16 protein-coding genes and 1 pseudogene are annotated in these 16,277 nt (G+C 69.6%); 9 read left to right on the forward strand and 8 right to left on the reverse strand.

The annotated features are described in order from the left end of the window. The first annotated feature begins 382 nt into the window (after window positions 1–382). Window positions 383–1,681, forward strand: a complete 1,299-nt coding sequence (locus ACFYWQ_RS38935) for a DUF445 domain-containing protein (protein WP_389524079.1) — start codon at window positions 383–385, stop codon at window positions 1,679–1,681. A gap of 364 nt (window positions 1,682–2,045) precedes the next feature. Next, on the forward strand, window positions 2,046–3,584 hold the full coding sequence (locus ACFYWQ_RS38940) for an MFS transporter (protein ID WP_389524027.1): 1,539 nt from the start codon (window positions 2,046–2,048) through the stop codon (window positions 3,582–3,584). 339 nt (window positions 3,585–3,923) lie between these two features. Here ACFYWQ_RS38940 and ACFYWQ_RS38945 read toward each other — a convergent pair whose 3' ends face one another. Further along, window positions 3,924–4,415 (reverse strand): CGNR zinc finger domain-containing protein, encoded by a 492-nt coding sequence (locus ACFYWQ_RS38945; RefSeq protein ID WP_389524030.1) that lies wholly within the window; start codon window positions 4,413–4,415, stop codon window positions 3,924–3,926. 64 nt (window positions 4,416–4,479) lie between these two features. On the opposite strand from ACFYWQ_RS38945, the gene ACFYWQ_RS38950 reads away from it, so the two are divergent. Continuing rightward, window positions 4,480–5,160 (forward strand): hypothetical protein, encoded by a 681-nt coding sequence (locus tag ACFYWQ_RS38950; RefSeq protein WP_389524033.1) that lies wholly within the window; start codon window positions 4,480–4,482, stop codon window positions 5,158–5,160. A gap of 200 nt (window positions 5,161–5,360) precedes the next feature. Here ACFYWQ_RS38950 and ACFYWQ_RS38955 read toward each other — a convergent pair whose 3' ends face one another. Then, window positions 5,361–5,810, reverse strand: coding sequence for a hypothetical protein (locus ACFYWQ_RS38955; protein ID WP_389524035.1), 450 nt, complete (start codon window positions 5,808–5,810; stop codon window positions 5,361–5,363). Between the two features lie 205 nt (window positions 5,811–6,015). Here ACFYWQ_RS38955 and ACFYWQ_RS38960 point away from each other — a divergent pair, with 205 nt between their 5' ends. Further along, window positions 6,016–6,816, forward strand: coding sequence for a hypothetical protein (locus tag ACFYWQ_RS38960; RefSeq protein WP_389524038.1), 801 nt, complete (start codon window positions 6,016–6,018; stop codon window positions 6,814–6,816). Window positions 6,817–6,894: 78 nt separating this feature from the next. Here ACFYWQ_RS38960 and ACFYWQ_RS38965 read toward each other — a convergent pair whose 3' ends face one another. Then, complete coding sequence (locus ACFYWQ_RS38965; protein WP_389524041.1) at window positions 6,895–7,197, reverse strand: hypothetical protein; 303 nt, start codon at window positions 7,195–7,197, stop codon at window positions 6,895–6,897. 203 nt (window positions 7,198–7,400) lie between these two features. Here ACFYWQ_RS38965 and ACFYWQ_RS38970 point away from each other — a divergent pair, with 203 nt between their 5' ends. Further along, the gene (locus ACFYWQ_RS38970) at window positions 7,401–7,826 is read left to right on the forward strand and encodes an Hsp20/alpha crystallin family protein (protein WP_389524044.1); all 426 of its coding nucleotides are present in this window, start codon (window positions 7,401–7,403) and stop codon (window positions 7,824–7,826) included. A gap of 104 nt (window positions 7,827–7,930) precedes the next feature. Continuing rightward, on the forward strand, window positions 7,931–8,446 hold the full coding sequence (locus ACFYWQ_RS38975) for a DUF2267 domain-containing protein (protein ID WP_389524046.1): 516 nt from the start codon (window positions 7,931–7,933) through the stop codon (window positions 8,444–8,446). Between the two features lie 104 nt (window positions 8,447–8,550). On the opposite strand, the gene ACFYWQ_RS38980 is transcribed toward ACFYWQ_RS38975, so the two are convergent. Further along, the gene (locus ACFYWQ_RS38980; RefSeq protein WP_389524048.1) at window positions 8,551–9,045 is read right to left on the reverse strand and encodes a hypothetical protein; all 495 of its coding nucleotides are present in this window, start codon (window positions 9,043–9,045) and stop codon (window positions 8,551–8,553) included. 321 nt (window positions 9,046–9,366) lie between these two features. Between ACFYWQ_RS38980 and ACFYWQ_RS38985 the strand changes: the two genes are divergently transcribed. Next, entirely contained in the window at window positions 9,367–10,224 is an 858-nt protein-coding gene (locus ACFYWQ_RS38985) for a hypothetical protein (protein ID WP_389524051.1), read from the forward strand. Between the two features lie 179 nt (window positions 10,225–10,403). On the opposite strand, the gene ACFYWQ_RS38990 is transcribed toward ACFYWQ_RS38985, so the two are convergent. Both ACFYWQ_RS38990 and ACFYWQ_RS38995 read right to left on the reverse strand, forming a co-directional pair. Beyond that, complete coding sequence (locus ACFYWQ_RS38990; RefSeq protein ID WP_389524054.1) at window positions 10,404–10,616, reverse strand: DUF397 domain-containing protein; 213 nt, start codon at window positions 10,614–10,616, stop codon at window positions 10,404–10,406. After that, window positions 10,613–11,461 (reverse strand): helix-turn-helix domain-containing protein, encoded by an 849-nt coding sequence (locus ACFYWQ_RS38995; protein ID WP_389524056.1) that lies wholly within the window; start codon window positions 11,459–11,461, stop codon window positions 10,613–10,615. The genes ACFYWQ_RS38990 and ACFYWQ_RS38995 overlap by 4 nt, the downstream gene beginning before the upstream one ends. A 214-nt stretch (window positions 11,462–11,675) precedes the next feature. Here ACFYWQ_RS38995 and ACFYWQ_RS39000 point away from each other — a divergent pair, with 214 nt between their 5' ends. Beyond that, entirely contained in the window at window positions 11,676–12,317 is a 642-nt protein-coding gene (locus tag ACFYWQ_RS39000; protein WP_389524058.1) for an ATP-binding protein, read from the forward strand. 16 nt (window positions 12,318–12,333) lie between these two features. Here ACFYWQ_RS39000 and ACFYWQ_RS39005 read toward each other — a convergent pair whose 3' ends face one another. Further along, on the reverse strand, window positions 12,334–15,498 hold the full coding sequence (locus tag ACFYWQ_RS39005) for a DUF3427 domain-containing protein (RefSeq protein WP_389524061.1): 3,165 nt from the start codon (window positions 15,496–15,498) through the stop codon (window positions 12,334–12,336). Window positions 15,499–15,626: 128 nt separating this feature from the next. On the opposite strand from ACFYWQ_RS39005, the gene ACFYWQ_RS39010 reads away from it, so the two are divergent. Further along, window positions 15,627–16,160, forward strand: coding sequence for a YDG/SRA domain-containing protein (locus tag ACFYWQ_RS39010; protein WP_389524064.1), 534 nt, complete (start codon window positions 15,627–15,629; stop codon window positions 16,158–16,160). 16 nt (window positions 16,161–16,176) lie between these two features. Here the strand turns inward: ACFYWQ_RS39010 and ACFYWQ_RS39015 are convergent. Further along, window positions 16,177–16,277, reverse strand: a pseudogene (locus ACFYWQ_RS39015) (IS5/IS1182 family transposase); the annotation flags it as partial.

The following is a 16,277-nucleotide window of genomic DNA, read 5'->3' on the forward strand; positions in this document are numbered from 1 at the left end:
CCGTCGTGCAGGAGGTCACCGTCGAACTCCCTCGCCTGACAGACGACGGGAACTCCTGTTCCGTTCCGGGAGTCGGTCAGGCAGGACAATGTGTGCGTCGCAGGACAATGTTTGTGCCGGGGACGCGGGGGATCCGGAACGGGGGGGGCGGCGGACGGACCGGCGAACGGGCTGGCGGACGGACTGGCGGACGGACCGGCGAACGGACCGGCGGACGGACCGGACGGTGGCGCGGGACGGCGGGACGGAGGAGACGGGCGCGGAGGAGACGGGAGCGGAGAAAACGGGAAGGCAGGAGTGGGTGGCCGACAAGACGGTGGCGGACGAGACGGTGGCCGACATGACGGTGGCGGACGAGACACCCGACGGGAAGGTGGCGGGGATGGCGGAGGGAAGGCAGGCGGCCGCGGCGCGCGCGATGACCGTCTTCAGCGCCGCCGACGAGGAGCGCCGGCGCGGCGTACGGCGGATGAAGCTCACCGCGACCGGGCTGCTGCTGGTGGTGGCCGTGGTGTACGTCCTCGCCGAGTGGGCCTCCCACCGGGGCGCGGGCCCTTGGGCGGGCTATGTGGCGGCCGCCGCCGAGGCCGGCATGGTCGGTGCGCTGGCCGACTGGTTCGCCGTGACCGCCCTCTTCCGCCACCCGCTGGGCCTGCCCATCCCGCACACCGCGATCATCCCCACGAAGAAGGACCAGCTGGGCGTCTCCCTGGGCGAGTTCGTCGGGGAGAACTTCCTCTCCGAGGACGTCGTACGGCAGCGGCTGCGCGCGGTCGGCATCGGCTCCCGGCTGGGTGCCTGGCTGGCGGAGCCGGAGCACGCCGACCGGGTCACCGCGGAGCTGGCGACGGCCCTGCGGGGGGCGCTGACGGTGCTGCGCGACTCGGACGTCCAGGCGGTCGTCGGCGAGGCGATCACCCGGCGGGCCGACGCCCAGGAGATCGCGCCCGGCATGGGCAAGATGCTGGAGAAGATCGTCGCGGACGGCGGTCACCGGCGCGCCGTCGACCTGGTGGTCTCCCGGGCGCACGACTGGCTGGTGCTGCACGCGGACTCCGTGATGGACGCGGTGCAGGGCGGCGCGCCCGGCTGGACGCCGAGGTTCGTCGACCGCAAGGTCGGTGAGCGCGTCTACAAGGAGCTGCTGCGGTTCTGCGCGGAGATGCGGGACATGCCGTCCCACCCGGCCCGGGGCGCCCTCGACCGCTTCCTCACCGACTTCGCCTCCGACCTCCAGTCCGACACCGAGACCCGGGCGCGGGTCGAGCGGCTCAAGGGGGAGGTGCTGGGCCGCGGCGAGGTCCAGGACCTCATCGCCTCCGTCTGGACCGCCGTACGGTCCATGATCGTCGCGGCGGCGGAGGACGAGCGCAGCGAGCTGCGCCTGCGGGTGCGGGCCGCCCTGCTCTCCCTGGGCACCCGCATGGCGACGGAGCCCAGGGTCCAGGAGAAGGTCGACAGCTGGGTGGAGGGCGCGGCGGTCCACGTCGTGACGACGTACCGCACGGAGATCACCTCGCTCATCACCGACACCGTGGCCGGCTGGGACGCCGAGCACACCACCCGCAAGATCGAGGCCCACATCGGCCGCGACCTCCAGTTCATCCGCATCAACGGCACGGTGGTGGGCTCACTGGCGGGCCTGCTGATCTATACGGTGGCGCGGGGGTTGGGGGCGTAGCGGGGGCGCAGCCGGGGCGGTCGTCATGCTTCCGGCGCCGGTGGAGGCATTCCAGTCGTCCGAGGCCCCTGTGGGGGAGTTCGATGGCGCTTTCGGTGCCGGTGGGGGCAACCCAGCCCGTCCGGCGTAACCGGAACGGCCGCCCCTTTCGATGCCGGCCAGGGCAATCCAGCCCGTCCGGCGATTGAGGACGAGGCCCTTTCGGGGCCGAAGCGGGGGCCTGGGGGCGGCAGCCCCCAGCGAGGCCCGCACCGACGCAGGTGCACCGTACGTACGTACGAAGCCGCACCTGACCTGGCCAACGGCGTAAACCCGCTTCCCCCGGGGCACCCGATCCCCGTTCCGCTCACGGAGGAGGGAGCCCATGACCACCGCCCAGGCCAGAGGCAGTGAGCCCGCCGAGACCGGCGGCCGCACCATCACCACCGACATCCCCGCCCGCCTCGACCGTCTCCCCTGGTCGCGCTGGCACTGGACGATCGTGATCGGTCTCGGCACCGTGTGGATCCTCGACGGACTCGAGGTCACCGTCGTCGGCAACATCGCCGGCCGGCTGTCGGAGCCCGGCAGCGGCCTGCCGATCACCTCCGGTCAGGTGACCGGCATCGCGGCCGCCCTGTACGTGGCCGGCGCGTGCATCGGCGCCCTCTTCTGGGGCCGGCTGACCGACCGCTGGGGCCGCAAGAAGCTCTTCATGATCACGCTCGCGGTGTACCTCGCGGCCACCGCCCTGACCGCGGTCTCCTTCGACACCTGGTGGTTCCTGCTCTTCCGGTTCCTCACCGGCTTCGGCATCGGCGGCGAGTACGCGGCGATCAACAGCGCCATCGACGAGCTGATCCCGGCGGACTACCGGGGCCGCGTCGACCTGATGATCAACGGCAGCTTCTGGCTGGGCGCGGTCGGCGGTTCGCTGCTGTCGATCGTGGCACTGGACACGGACATCTTCGCGGCGAACGTGGGCTGGCGGCTGACGTTCGCCCTCGGCGCCGTCCTCGCCCTGGTCATCCTCCTCGTACGGCGCCATGTGCCGGAGAGCCCGCGCTGGCTGCTGATCCACGGCCGCGACGACGAGGCGGAACGGATCGTCTCCTCCATCGAGCGGAAGATCGAGGCCGAGTCGGGCGGGCCGCTGCCGCGGGCCGAGGGCGAGATCACCATCCACCAGCGCCGCAGCGTCTCCTTCGCCGAGATCGGCCGTACGGTCTTCTCCGATTACCGCCGCCGCGCCGTCCTCGGTTTCTCCCTCTTCATCGGGCAGGCGTTCCTCTACAACGCCATCACCTTCGGCTTCGGCGCGATCCTGACCACGTTCTTCGACGTGCCCTCCGGCCACACCGGCTACTACTTCGCCGTCATCGCCCTCGGCAACTTCTTCGGTCCGCTGCTGCTGGGCAAGCTGTTCGACACGGTGGGCCGCCGGGTGATGATCTCGTCGACGTATCTGCTGTCCGGTCTGCTGCTGTTCGGCACGGCCTGGCTGTTCGACCGCGGCTCGCTGAGCGCGTCCACGCTGACGGCCTGCTGGTGCGTGGTGCTGTTCTTCGCGTCGGCGGGCGCGTCCAGCGCCTACCTGACGGTCTCCGAGATCTTCCCGATGGAGACCCGCGCGATGTCCATCGCCTTCTTCTACGCCCTCGGCACCGCCGCCGGCGGCATCAGCGGCCCCCTGATCTTCGCCGACCTCACCGGCACGGGCGAGGTCGGCGACACGGTGCTCGCCTTCCAGATCGGCGCCGGGCTGATGTGCGCGGCCGGCCTGGTCGCCGCGTTCCTCGCGGTACGGGCCGAGCGGCGCTCCCTGGAGGACATCGCCCAGCCGCTGACGGCGGCGGCGACGCGGGCGCGTGAACGGGTGGCGCCCGGCGGGACCGGACGGCCGGGCGGTCCCGAGCACGCCTGACGACCCGAGCACTCCTGACGAACTGTGCTGCGCGGGGCGACGACCGCAACGACGGCACCCGACCGATCCCCCTCCGACCCGGGCGCGGGCCCGGACCGGAGGGGGGATCGCGCCCGCGCTTGCCCCGGACCGGCGGGACGCCCCCTGGACCGGCGGGACGCCCCCTGGACCGGCGGGACGCGCCCCGCACGGGCGGGACGCGCCCCGCACGGGCGGGACGCGCCCCGGACGGGCGGGACGCGCCCCGGTCCGGCAGGGCCCCCCCCAGACCGGCGGGGCGCCCCCCCCGGACCGGCGGGACGTCCCCCGGTCTGGCGGGACGCCCCCCGGATCACCCCGCTACGAGTTCTTCGCCGCCCGGGCCCGGTGAGCCGCGACCGTCGTCCGGCTGGCGCACGCGTTGGAGCAGAACCGGCGCGTCCGGTTCCGTGACTGGTCCACGAAGTAGTTCTGGCACCCGGCCGCGGCGCACCGCCCCAGCGTCACCGCCGGATCGCCGGCCACGATCAGGGCGAGCTTGGCGGCGATCAGCTGGCCGACCCAGCGCTCGGCCGGGGTGCCGTTGCGGCTGAAGTGGACGTGCCAGCCGCCGAGACCGTCGTGGTCGGACAGGTGCATCTCCGGCGGATAGTCACGCAGCAGACGGTGCACGGCCTCGGGGGCGGCGCCGTCCACCGACTGCGCCAGGGCCGCGCGCACGAGGTCCGGCAGCTCGCCGTAGTCGCCGTCCGGCGGCGGAGTGACCTCGTGCTCCGCGAAGAACGCGGCGACCAGTTCGCCGTGCTGGTCGAGGGTGCCGGTGTTGGCCAGCTCGACGGCCAACCGCGTCACGTTGCCTATGTAGTCACCGTATTGCACTTGACCCCCTACATCGTCGCTTCCTATTGTAGGTGCCATGTTAACTGATGACACCTACATAGCCCGTCGTCTGCATCTGCTCGGCGAGTGGGACGCCGCGCTCGCCGTCCTGGGACCGGACGCCGACCCCGAACTGCGCGCGGAGATCGCCGTCGACCGCTGGTTCTTCCGGATCGAGGGGCATGAAGAGGCCGAGAAGGCGGTCGCGGCGCTCGATTTCGCCTCGCCGACCGCGCACCTGCTCACGGCGCGACTGGCCTACAGCCGCCTGCTGTTCCGGCGCGATCCCCGCGCCGACGACCGCGCCGCGGCCGAGGCCGGCTACCGCGCGGCGGCCGAGTTCGGTGACGAGAAGCTGCGCGGATGGGTCGTGTACCACTGGGCCGTCCTGCTGGACAACATCGACGAGGACCCGGCCGGCGCCCTCCCGCGCTACGAGACGGCTCTGGAGATCGCGAGGAAGTACGGCGACGGCTACTTCGAGTCGTACATCATCCGGCACCTCGCACCGCACAAGGAGCCCGCCGAGCGGCTCGCGATGCTGCGCCGCTCGCTCCACCTGCGCGCCGCGCTCGGCGCCCGGCCCCAGACGGTCGCCGCGCAGGCCATCCTCGCCGAGCACCTCCCCGAGGACGACCCCGAGCGCGCCGAGCTCATACGGACGTTCCGCCCGGCTGCCGAAGAACTGCGCATCGGCTGGCTCCGGCCCGAGGACTGACCCGCCGGGCGCCCCGGCCCCGGGCACAGTGGGCGCCCCGGCCCCGGGCACAGTGGGCGCCCCGGCCCCGGCCCCGGGCACGGTACGCCGGGGCCGGGGCCGGGGCGCCCGGCCCTCGACCGCGTCCCCCACTCCGCGACGCTGCGGGATCCCCTCCCCTCCCCTCCCGTGCCGTCCGACCGCCCGCGCGCCCGCCCCGCCTACGCTCCCGTCGTCGACCCCGGCCGCACGATCATCAGGACCGTCACCGTCGCCCACAGCAGGTTGAACACACCGGTGACCATGGCGAGCCGGACGGTCGTCTCCCGGCTTCCGGCGCCCTCGACGAGGGGCTCCTGCCCGGGCAGCACGAGCACGACCAGGACGATCGCGGCCAGCAGGGTCAGCGCGATCGACGCGATCAGCCAGGGGTCGCCCATCACGCCCATCGCGCCCGCCGTGAACACCCCGAAAACGGGCACCGCGATGCCGACACCGGCGTACACCCGGCAGATGCGGTGCAGCAGCCGTACGGTCTCGGTCGCCCGGCTGTCACCGGGGGAGGCCAGGGCGCGGCGGGCGGCGGGCGGGAACATGCTGGCCGCGACGGTGACGGGCCCGATGGCGACGATCGCGGCGAGCATGTGGACGGCGAGGAGGAACGTGGTCACGGAGCGACGGTAGGCGGACACCGGGCCGGCCGGTAGCGGCGGGAGTGCCAGGGACCGACGGATTCTCGCCAGGCGGACGTGAGAACGCCGAACGTCATCGCCGTCATCGACGGCCTCATTGGCGAGGCGAAGATCATATAAGGTGTGCGGCCGTGGCACGTGCGAACACGTGAACCACCGTCACGTACTCGGGGGAGACGCACACGTGAACATCACCGGCCGGACCACGTCCGCGCCCCGCCGCCCGCTGCCCAACCCGCACACCCTCGCCACGCGCCTCACCGCGCCGTCCCGTCCCGACCGCATCGACGACCCGGTCGTCCGGTCGCTCCAGACGGCCCGTACGGTGCTGGGGCTGGTGGCCACGGCGTGGCTGGTGCTGGCGTACCCCATCACCGAGGGACGCGAGGCGTTCGTCATGGGCAAGCTCGAGGACCTGCTCTTCGCCTGCGCGATCATGTTCACGACCGCGTTCCTCGCCGTGACGGCCTTCCTCTGCGCGGCCCGCTCCCCGCTGCCCGGCGTGTACGCGCGGCGCCTGATCGGCCCGCTGCTCACCGTCGGCGTGATCCTGCTGGGCTTCGGGGTGTGCTGGTTCCTGTTGGCGTGCCTGAAGGGGGACATCGTCTCGACGGCCGACATCGGCTACCACGGCATCCTCGTCGGCCTGCTGGTGATGCTGCTGTTCCTCATCGGCGGCCTGGTCTGCCTCGTCGGACTCCTCCTCGGCATCCCCCTGACGCTGCTGCTCATCGTCTACGGCGTCAACTCCAGCTTCCGCGTCGGCGACGTCCACGAACTGCTGCCGCCGCTGCTCTCCCCGCTTCTGGTCTGGTCCCTGTTCGGCCTGGGCCTGTTCGACGGCCCGGAGGTCGCCGCCCCGCCGCTCGTCCTCTACACCTTCCTGCTGGGCGGCCCCCTGTCGGTGACGGCCCTGTCGGTGTGGGAGATACGGCGGCTGCGGCGGCGCCACGGCGTGACGCTGCGGTCGGCGCTGGGCAGATGACACCGCGCGGCCGACCGGCCCTCGCGTCCGTCCCGGCCCTCTCGTCCGTCCCGGCCCCCGCGTCGTCCGTCCCGGCCCTCACCGCCGCCGGTCGGCCACCGCCCACGAGGCCAGCGCGACGGCACCCGCGACCCCGAACACCGACGGCCAGGCGCCCACCTTCTTGGCCAGCGGATGCGACCCGGCGAACGCGGCGACGTAAGCCGCCGTCAGCGCCCCCGCGGCCGTCCCGCCGGCCCGCTGCTGCCACTGCCGCGCGGCCGCGGCCCCGGCCGCGGCCAGGACGACACCGCCGAGCTGCCGCTTGCCGCTCCACCGCGCCACGCCGTACCCACCGACGAGCCCACCGGCGGCGACCACCGCACTGGGAACCTTCACCATCACTGCCTCCTCCGGGTCGTCCACGAGGCTAGCTCCGGACACCGTCCGACCAGCCACGACCCCCCGGCCTGAACGGAGGCGCAAGGGAAGCCCACCGCGGCGCGCCACTTACCTGAGTCCAGGCTTGTCAACTTTCCTCCCGAGCGTTATACAAGAAGGCGTAGGGCATCGCACCGAGAACCCGATGAGAGGAGTGGACCGTGATGCTCATGCGTACCGACCCCTTCCGCGACTTCGACCGACTCGCGCAGCAGGTCTTCGGCACCGCGAACCGTCCCGCCGCGATGACGATGGACGCCTACCGGTCCGGGGACGACTTCCTCGTCCACTTCGACCTCCCCGGCATCGACCCGGAGACGATCGAGCTGGACGTGGAACGCAACGTCCTCAGCGTCCGCGCCGAGCGCCGTTCCCCCGCCCCCGAGGGCGCGGAGGTCCTGGTCGCCGAGCGCCCCACGGGCACCTTCACCCGCCAGCTCTTCCTCGGCGACACCCTGGACACGGACCGCATCGACGCCTCCTACGAGGCGGGTGTCCTGACCCTGCGCATCCCCGTGGCCGAACAGGCCAAGCCGCGCCGCATCCAGATCTCGGGCGGCGACAGCGGACCCAAGCAGCTGAGCGGCTGACCGGCCGCCCCTTCTCCAGCGCGTCCCGCGGCCCCGGGCACCTCGTCCCCCGGGCCGCGGGACACGGACCGCCCACCTGCCACCCCGAGGAGGACCCCCGCAGCATGACCGCGACGACGACCACCCCGCCCACGGCGAGGACGGTGATCCCCGGCCCGCGGACGCGGCGCGCGCCCGGCACCGAGGACCGTTGGAGCGACCTGATCGCGTCGGTACGGACGGCGGGCCGGTACCCGACCACCACCGAGGCCGAGCACATCACCCGTACCGTCCTGTCCGCCCTCGCGGCCCACGTCACCGGCGACGAGCGCGCAGCCCTGGCCGGAGCCCTCCCCCGGGAGGCGTCCGAGGAGATCACCGCCCGCGCTCCGGCACCCCGCCCGCGCCCGGCGGCGGAGTTCGTCGACACGATCGCCGCCCGCCTCGAGGGCGCCACGGCGGCCACGGCCCGCTGGCACGCCGGCTCGGTCCTGGGCGCCCTGCCGGGCCTGCTCGGCGACGACCTCACCGACCGCCTCCTGACCCACCTCCCACCCGGCTACGCCCTCCTCTTCGGCAGGGCGGAACTGACCCCCCGCAGGCCCCCGTCCCCCGACCCTCCCACCACCCCCCGGCGGTGAGGGGCAACGCCCCGGCGCGGAATCCGGCCGACGGACGACCGCGTCAGGACAACGAAAAGGGCGGCGCCCCCCTCGCCCGAGGGGGGCGCCGCCCCTCCGTCCGCTCAGGCCACGGGGACGCAGTCGGTCCGCGGCGAGTCCATGGAGTCGACCACGCCGTTCACCGTGAGCCGAACAGTCCCGCCATAGGTCTGCTCGTCAGGGACGCCGGCCCCGTACAGGCAGTCCGGCACGTGCGCGGTCGTACCGAAGCAGCCCCGGCGCTCCCCGACCGCGAGGGCGTACGAGGAGCAGCTCGCCTCCGCGGCGAAGCCCGAGGTGATGGTGCCGGAGACGGTGACGGCCGACGAGGAGTTGTTCACCACGACGAGGACGACCTGGGCGTTGTCGAGGGCGCTGCGCACCAGGCAGGCCTGGTAACCGACGCCTGCCTGGGCGGTGTGCACGACGGTGGGAGCGCAGTGCCAGGTGGAGTTGGTCGACACCGCCTGCCAGTACGGCGCCGCACCGGCCGGCGCGGCGGCCAGAACCAGGCTGCCTGCCGCGGCCGCGGCGGTGGTGAGCGTGGTGGTGAGGATTTTTCTGCCGGTCTCGCGCACGGTTCAGCTCCCTTGAGTGAATGCCCACGCCTGGTGCGCCCGCCCCTCGGGCGGACTCCTCGGACACTAGATGACCTTGCCGTGTACTCGACAGCGATTTTGGGGTGGCCATTCCGGACCAAGCCGGTGGCAGGGCGTCCGTAGCGGCCGAACTCGGAGGCGGTCCCCGCAGTTCGCGCCCCGTACCAGCCTGCCCGGACCACCATCTGGCCACCCCTTTCCCACCCGACTCCGAAACCACGGCCCTCCCCACCCACCGGCCCAGGTTCGACAGCCTCGACCGGGCACACCGACGGCGGCCCCGCTGCTACGGTCGCCTTCATGACACTCTCGGTCTCCCCAGGTCGCGCCGTTGATCTCCGGAGCCATCCGGTTGACGAGATTCTCGATCATGTCGAGCAGTCCCTCCACGTGCGCTTCGCCCCGGACACGGTGGTGCGCAAACGCCGCTCGGTGGGAGCCCGGACAGACCGCGACACCTGGGTCAGGGTGGAACGCCGGTCACTGGACAAGATCAGCGACCAGGGGTGGAACGGCACCGAGTGCGCCGCGCGCCTGGAGCACGTCGCTCGGCCGGCATGGCGAGGATGCGTGGTGTGGCGTGACTCCGGCGATGACGCGATGTGGCGGGCTGACGAGACCGAACTCCTACCCGCAGACCCCGTCGGCACCGCCGTACTGAGCGAAGACCCGAAGCTGACCGATGCGTGGTGGCAGGCGCTCAACGCTTCGCTCGACGCACTCGCGGTTCAGCGCACCATGCGCCTGGCCACACCGGACACCGTGGCCATCACGCAGGCACTCGTCACCGAAACCATCCGCGCCGCCTTCCCCGGCGACTTCGACACGACCGTTGAACAGTGGGTGCCTGCCCACGCAGATCTGAACTGGGCCAACATGACCGCGCCGACGTTCTGTCTCTTCGACTGGGAGGACTGGGGGAACGCGCCGCGAGGACTGGACTCCGCGACACTGTGGGGCAGTTCGCTCGCTGTCCCGGCTCCGGCCGATCGCGTCCGGCAGGAGCGGCACCGCGACTTCGAAAGCCGGGGCGGCAAGCTGATGACACTGTTCACCTGCTCGAAGATCCTCGGCCCGGGTGCACACCCTGAGGATCCTCGGTTGGGACCTGCGCGTCGGATGGGGGAGCAGATCGTCACGAAGCTTCAAGCGGGATGACTGTGCCGGCCGAAATCCAGGATGTGCTGTCGGCCTGGTCGGTTCCACGGAATTGCAGCAGGTCGCGCATGTTGTGTGGCGGACACGGATTGCGCGCACCAGCCCCGTGCATCCCCGCTGCGACAGCCGCTCGCGGGCCGTCGTCGACGCGGTCGCCGACGTAGAGGCTGCCTCCCGTGTCAGCCCCCGGTGTCCTGCCTCACGGCATCCATGAAGGTGAGCCAAGCGGCGTACCCGATGGATATGACCGGGCCTCTCGGGTCCTTCGAGTCGCGGACCAAGGCGCGGACGTCGGTCACCGCGCACTCCACGCACTCCCCACCCGCACCGTTGCTGTGCGACGACCTGAACCACTGGGGACGTTCGTCGTCGCCGGGCTTCGCCATGCTCATTCCGCGTATTCCTTCAGAACCGATTCGATCAGATGGGTCGAACGCCGAGGACTCAGAGCCGCCGCCCGCAGACCGTCGAACGCCCGGGTGTACTCCCGTACATGATGCTCGCCCTCCAGGTAGACGGCATCGGTGATGCCGTCCCGATAGACGAGGTCGGGATCCTCCGGGGCGGGAAAGCCCAACATGGTGAAGGAGCCCGTGACCGGATACGTGCCCGAGTCGAAGGACAGGACCTGCAAGGTCACGGACGGCATCCGTGCGGTGTCCAGGATGCGTTCCAACTGCTCCCGCATCAGCGTCCGGTCGCCGATGACGTTGCGCAGGGCGCCTTCGTGCACGATGAACCAGGATTCCGGGGCGTCGGGGCGGCTCAGCATGGCCTGGCGCTCCATACGGACGCGCACGGCCCTTTCGACGTCCGCCGCGGTCATGTGCCCGCAGGTCGTGTGGAGCTCGGAGGCGTACCCGAGCGTCTGCATGAGGCCGGGCACCACCTCGCACTGGTACTGGCGGAAGGTGGACGCGTCTTGTTCCAGGCCGATGTAGATGTTGAACCACTCCGGTACGCCGGAGCCGTGGACCTGCCACCACCCCCGCACCTTGGCCTGCCGGGCCAGTGACTTGAGGAACTCCCGCATGTCGTCACTGGTGCCGTAGAACCGGCACAGTGCGTCGATGTCGGACGGTTGGACCCGGCCGCTCCCCGTCTCCATCCGGTTGACCTTGGAGCCGCTCCAGTCCAGTGCCTGGCCGACCTGGGCGCAGGTGAGCGTGCTCCGCTCGCGGAGCTTCTTCAGCTCGATGGAGAGGCGGCGACGGCGTGCCGTGGGTGACCCGGCCATTTCAACCCCGATTCGGATAGCGGGCGTTCAGTCTCGCGCCAAGGGGTGCGCCTGCCAATCACTCGGAAGTGGGAATCCCGCCGTGCACATTGCACGAAGGGATCCGCAACCAGCACTCTGAGGGCGACACAACTCATCGTGACGCCTCATGACTCTTCGTGCTCAAGGGGCGTCGCCGCGACGAGAGGGGTTTTCGGTGAGCCAGGACGCGTGCATGCCGCGCAGGCCGTGGAGCCGTGCTTTCACGGCGGAGCCGACGGAGGTGGCCGGCCTGCGCCGGGCCCTACGGTCGCACCTCGCCATCTGGGGACTGCACGGCATCACCGACGACGCCCAGCTCTGCCTCAGCGAGCTGGTGTCCAACGTCATCACGCACGTGGGCCCCGGGACCCCGGCCACCCTCACGGTCTCCATGAACGGCGTGCATCTGCGCATCGAGGTCCGCGACCCCGACACCCGCGCCCTGCCCACCCTGCTCGACTCGAACGTCGACTCGGAGGGCGGACGGGGCATGGCCCTCGTCGACGCGGTCGCCGAACGGTGGGGCGTCGAACTGCGCGTCGATCGGAAGGTCACGTGGTGCGAACTGGCCACGAAGCCGACCACGGCCATCTCGGCTCGGGACGGCTCACGCTTGAACAGAGCTGAAGGGCTGTTGGACCTCTATGGCAGAGAGTGCGGGTTGCAGGTGAAGCGAGTTCCTCCGCACGGGCTGAGCCTGGCCCGTGCGGAGGAAACGGCGATCGACATCATCGTCGACCTCCTCCAATGGCTGCATCACCACGGGCGAGACGCCGAACGGATCCTCGACCGAGCCCACATCCACTTCACGGGAGGAGCCAACGCCTCTGCCTAGGTGACTACGCGGGTCCTCATCCGCTGGTGATCGATGCGTAAGACATGACATCGGCGGGAAGCTTGTGGTGCAACTCCCACGTGATCGCCATGGGCTTGCTGCCGGTGTGTCCCGCATACGTCGCTGGCCCCAAAAGCATCCACGGCTCGGCCTTGAGGATGCTGTTGCGCTTGTAACGCCGCAAGAAGAGAAGGACGTGACTTCCCCGCTCGGCGTGCTGCCGATAGCGCAGACCGGTCGCGGAGTTCTCCGGAGTCGTGCTCTGAGACTCCCAGTGGAATCGGGTGGGGCTGAGGGCGTAGTCCTTGTAGCGGACTGTGGGTGAGAAGTCCCGCTCGTCCTTCTCGAGGGTGATGAGGAGGGCGTCTGTCTTGAGCTCCTCCACCCATCGCACCCCTTGTCCGAAGTCTCTCGGCATCTGGCCTCCCAGTTGGGCCACGCCCAGGGCCGAGAGGATCTCGGAGCGGTTGTAGGAGCTGTGAATCTTCAGGGGGACCTGGGCGAGCGGTCCCTCCAAGGGAAGGGGGAAGTGGTCGGTACCTTCCAGGGCGTACGTGAGAACTTGCCGGAGTTCATCCCGGAGTCGGGTCTGAGTACGCAGTGTTTCCAGACCCTGCCGGTAGCTGGTGAAACCGCCGGCATTGTCCCAGAGGTTGAAGAAGAGCATACGGGCGTACGCCTTCTCCCGAGCCTCAAGAGAGTCATAGTCGGGTGCGTCGTCCCCGAGGAGGCGCAGGTAGGCGTGGATCCGTTCCGGGTCGTCCACGTGGAGAAAGGCATGGACGCGCTTGAGGAGTTCTGCTTCACCTGATGGTGCCTCCTCCCGAATCAGTCCTGCCTTCCGGAGCACCTTGGTCCAGGAGTTGTCGCTCTTGTACAGCTCCTGGATGTCCCGGCGGCTCTCGCGCAGGTAGTCCGCCAGCCGCGGCGTGCTGTAGTCCCTGACTTCCTTGGCCAGCGTGGTGATGGTCGCCTTGAGCTGTGTGCGGATGTTGTTGAGCACCAGATCCTTGGACTTGCCCTCCAGGATGATCTGGCAGCCGGAGGGCAACTGCGGAAAGCCGTGCTCGATGCTGTCGACGAGCCGGTTGCGTGACAGGTTGGTCAGGGCCCGGAACTGCTCCTCGAAACGGAATTCGGCTCGGTGCTGACCGATGAAGTCGAGCACCGTCAGGACAGGCTTGTTCGGCGTCCGTCGCAATCCGCGCCCCAGCTGTTGCAGGAAGACGGTCGCGCTGTTCGTGGGCCGCAGGAGCAACAGCGTGTCCACATCGGGAATGTCCAGGCCCTCGTTGAACAGGTCGACGGAGAAGATCACCTGTATGCGGCCGGCCTTGAGGTCGGCCAGGGTGTGCTCGCGCACCGCCGGGGGCGAGTCGCTGTCGAGGGCTTCGGCTGCGAACCCGGCCTCGCGGAAGCAGGCGGCCATGAAGCGTGCGTGCGCCTTGGTCACGCAGAAGCCGAGGGCGCGCATCGCGGCCGGGCGGGAGATCTTTTCCTGAACCTGCTTGATGACGATCCGAGCCCGGGCGTGATCGCCGGTGTAAAGATTGCCGAGTTGGTCGCGGTCGTAGGCGCCGGATCGCCAGTTGAGGTCGGTGAGGTTGGTGCCGTCCGGAAGCCCGAAGTAATGGAACGGGCAGAGCAGGTCGTTTTCGAGGGCTTCCCAGAGCCGTAGTTCGGCGGCGATGCGGCCGTCGAAGAACTCGTCCTGCACATTGCGCCCGTCCATCCGTTCCGGGGTCGCCGTCAGGCCGAGTAGCTGGGGCGGTTGGAAGTGATTGAGGACACGGCGGTAGGTGTCAGCGGTGGCGTGGTGGAACTCGTCGATGACGATGACGTGGAAGTGCTCAGGAGCAAGCTGCTCGAGCCGTTGGAGATTGAGGGACTGGACGCTGGCGAAGACATGCGTCCACTCCGTCGGCTCCTCGCCGCTGTGCAGCAGCTCACCGAAAGACGCGTTGTCCAGGACCTCTCGGTAGGTCCTCAGGGATTGCCGCAGGATCTCCTTGCGGTGGGCTACGAAGAGGAGTCGCGGGAGGGCTCCGCCGAGGGTGTCGCGCATGTTCCGGTAGTCCAGCGCAGCCATGACGGTCTTGCCGGTGCCGGTCGCGGCGACCAGGAGATTCCGCTGACGACCGCGAATCTCCCGTTCGACGTGTAGGCGCTCCAACATGTCCTTCTGATGGGGGAGCGGACGCACCTCCAGTCCGGAGAGGCTGATCTTGAGATCACCGGCCGGTCCGGTGCCGTCGGCCTGGGCCAGCGCGTCGTCCAGCCGCTTCCCGTCTGTATCAGGGTCGTACGCTTCGAATGCCGAGTCCGCCCAGTAGGCGTCGAAGGTCGCCTCGAACTTGTCGAGCACCCTGGGGGTGGCCACCGATGACAGCCGCACGTTCCACTCAAGGCCGTCGAGTAGCGCGGCCTTCGACAGATTCGAGCTGCCCACATACGCCGTGTCGAAGCCGGTGTTGCGCCGGAAGAGCCAGGCTTTCGCATGCAGGCGGGTCGATCTGATCTCGTAGTTGACCTTCACTTCGGCGCCGAACTCGCGGACCAGCCGGTCCAAGGCGAGCCGGTCCGTGGCGCCGATGTAGGTGGTCGTGATGACGCGGATCCGGACACCCCGCTCTTTGGCCGCGCGCAGGGAGTCCTCAAGGACGCGTATGCCGTACCACTTCACGAACGCGCACAACAGGTCGATGTGGTCTGCCGTGGCGAGCTCTGCCCGCAGTTCCGCGCCCAGGCTGGGGTCGCCCGGGGCGTTGGTGATCAGAGCCGTTTCGGAGAGGGGAGTCAGAGGCCTTATGGCGTATACGCCAGGTGCCTCTTGCTCGGCCAAGGCTAGTAGTTGGCGAGGACCGTCAGCGATGGCCGTCATCGCCTCGTCGATCTTGGGGTTTGGTGCGCTGCCGATCAGGGACCGCATGATCTCGTTGGCCGCGGCAACCTGTTGACTGGCGGGCAGTTGACTCAGCCGCTGCCGTACGGCCTCACCGATGTAACGGGCCAGGACGTGCGGCGCAGACTCCGCGCTGACCTCTGCGTGGATGGGCTTCCAACCAGTCGCGTTCAGTTGATCGATCTTTGCCTGCAAACCTTCGGTGATGAGTTCTTCGTACACACCTGCTATCGGTTGTGACGGATCTCCTGAGTGAGTCACCTTTGCCCCCTTGGCCATGCGTTGGTCCATGACCAGTTCTAACAGGAGCCATAGACAGAGGTGGGATTGGGGCTCGAGTGCGTGATGGCAGGACTAAGTGGGAATATCGAGTGACATAATCGATCACCTTCGATCATTATGGTGCGATGAGTGAGCGAGTAGTTGGTCACATAGAGGGCGTCGTGCCGGGCGAGCTGTTCCCTGGGCGAGTCGCAGTCAGGGACGCCAAGTTGCACGGCGACAACATGCGAGGGATCTCGCGCCTGAAGGCTGAGGATGGCGCGTATGTCGCCGACGCCATTGTGCTCAACGGTGGGTATGTGGACGACGAGGACGGCTGGGTCTGGGTTCGGTACACAGGTGCGTCACCCGACAAGGACAAGGCTCAAGACGGTAAGTCGCTGCTGCGGAGTCAATCCTGGGACTACCGGGACAACGCGGCTCTCAAGCTCAGCTACGAGCGTGGCCACCACGTCCGGATCATCCGAGGCTACAAGGGCGATGCGCGGTACTCTCCGGGTAAGGGCTACCGATATGACGGCCTGTACGTAATCACGGCCATACGTACCGCTATATCCAGGATGTCGGCTCCCGACGGCTCGCTCATTGAGATTTGCCAGTTCGACCTGGAGCGCCTGCCTAAGCGTTGTCCCGTAAATGATCTACGACATGCCGGTTGACCAGCATCGTTGCCTCTCATCTGGCGAGGGTGAGGTTGTGGAGGCGGGCGATGCCGAGCATGGCGTGGTGGACGCCGTCGCCCTTGAGGCGGCAGTCGCGGAGGATCTTCCAGGTCT

The organism is Streptomyces sp. NPDC003247 (assembly GCF_042888135.1).
In the GTDB taxonomy this organism is placed as follows: domain Bacteria; phylum Actinomycetota; class Actinomycetes; order Streptomycetales; family Streptomycetaceae; genus Streptomyces.

What these genes read in the sequence shown, in the direction of transcription:
- ACFYWQ_RS38995 (WP_389524056.1), bottom strand. Translation starts at nt 11,461, where the DNA reads ATGGCCGGGTCACCCACGGCACGCCGTCGCCGCCTCTCCATCGAGCTG.
- ACFYWQ_RS38950 (WP_389524033.1), top strand. Translation starts at nt 4,480, where the DNA reads ATGTTAACTGATGACACCTACATAGCCCGTCGTCTGCATCTGCTCGGC.
- ACFYWQ_RS38990 (WP_389524054.1), bottom strand. Translation starts at nt 10,616, where the DNA reads ATGAGCATGGCGAAGCCCGGCGACGACGAACGTCCCCAGTGGTTCAGG.
- ACFYWQ_RS38940 (WP_389524027.1), top strand. Translation starts at nt 2,046, where the DNA reads ATGACCACCGCCCAGGCCAGAGGCAGTGAGCCCGCCGAGACCGGCGGC.
- ACFYWQ_RS38935 (WP_389524079.1), top strand. Translation starts at nt 383, where the DNA reads ATGGCGGAGGGAAGGCAGGCGGCCGCGGCGCGCGCGATGACCGTCTTC.
- ACFYWQ_RS38985 (WP_389524051.1), top strand. Translation starts at nt 9,367, where the DNA reads ATGACACTCTCGGTCTCCCCAGGTCGCGCCGTTGATCTCCGGAGCCAT.
- ACFYWQ_RS38970 (WP_389524044.1), top strand. Translation starts at nt 7,401, where the DNA reads ATGCTCATGCGTACCGACCCCTTCCGCGACTTCGACCGACTCGCGCAG.
- ACFYWQ_RS39000 (WP_389524058.1), top strand. Translation starts at nt 11,676, where the DNA reads ATGCCGCGCAGGCCGTGGAGCCGTGCTTTCACGGCGGAGCCGACGGAG.
- ACFYWQ_RS39010 (WP_389524064.1), top strand. Translation starts at nt 15,627, where the DNA reads ATGAGTGAGCGAGTAGTTGGTCACATAGAGGGCGTCGTGCCGGGCGAG.
- ACFYWQ_RS38965 (WP_389524041.1), bottom strand. Translation starts at nt 7,197, where the DNA reads ATGGTGAAGGTTCCCAGTGCGGTGGTCGCCGCCGGTGGGCTCGTCGGT.
- ACFYWQ_RS39005 (WP_389524061.1), bottom strand. Translation starts at nt 15,498, where the DNA reads ATGGCCAAGGGGGCAAAGGTGACTCACTCAGGAGATCCGTCACAACCG.
- ACFYWQ_RS38975 (WP_389524046.1), top strand. Translation starts at nt 7,931, where the DNA reads ATGACCGCGACGACGACCACCCCGCCCACGGCGAGGACGGTGATCCCC.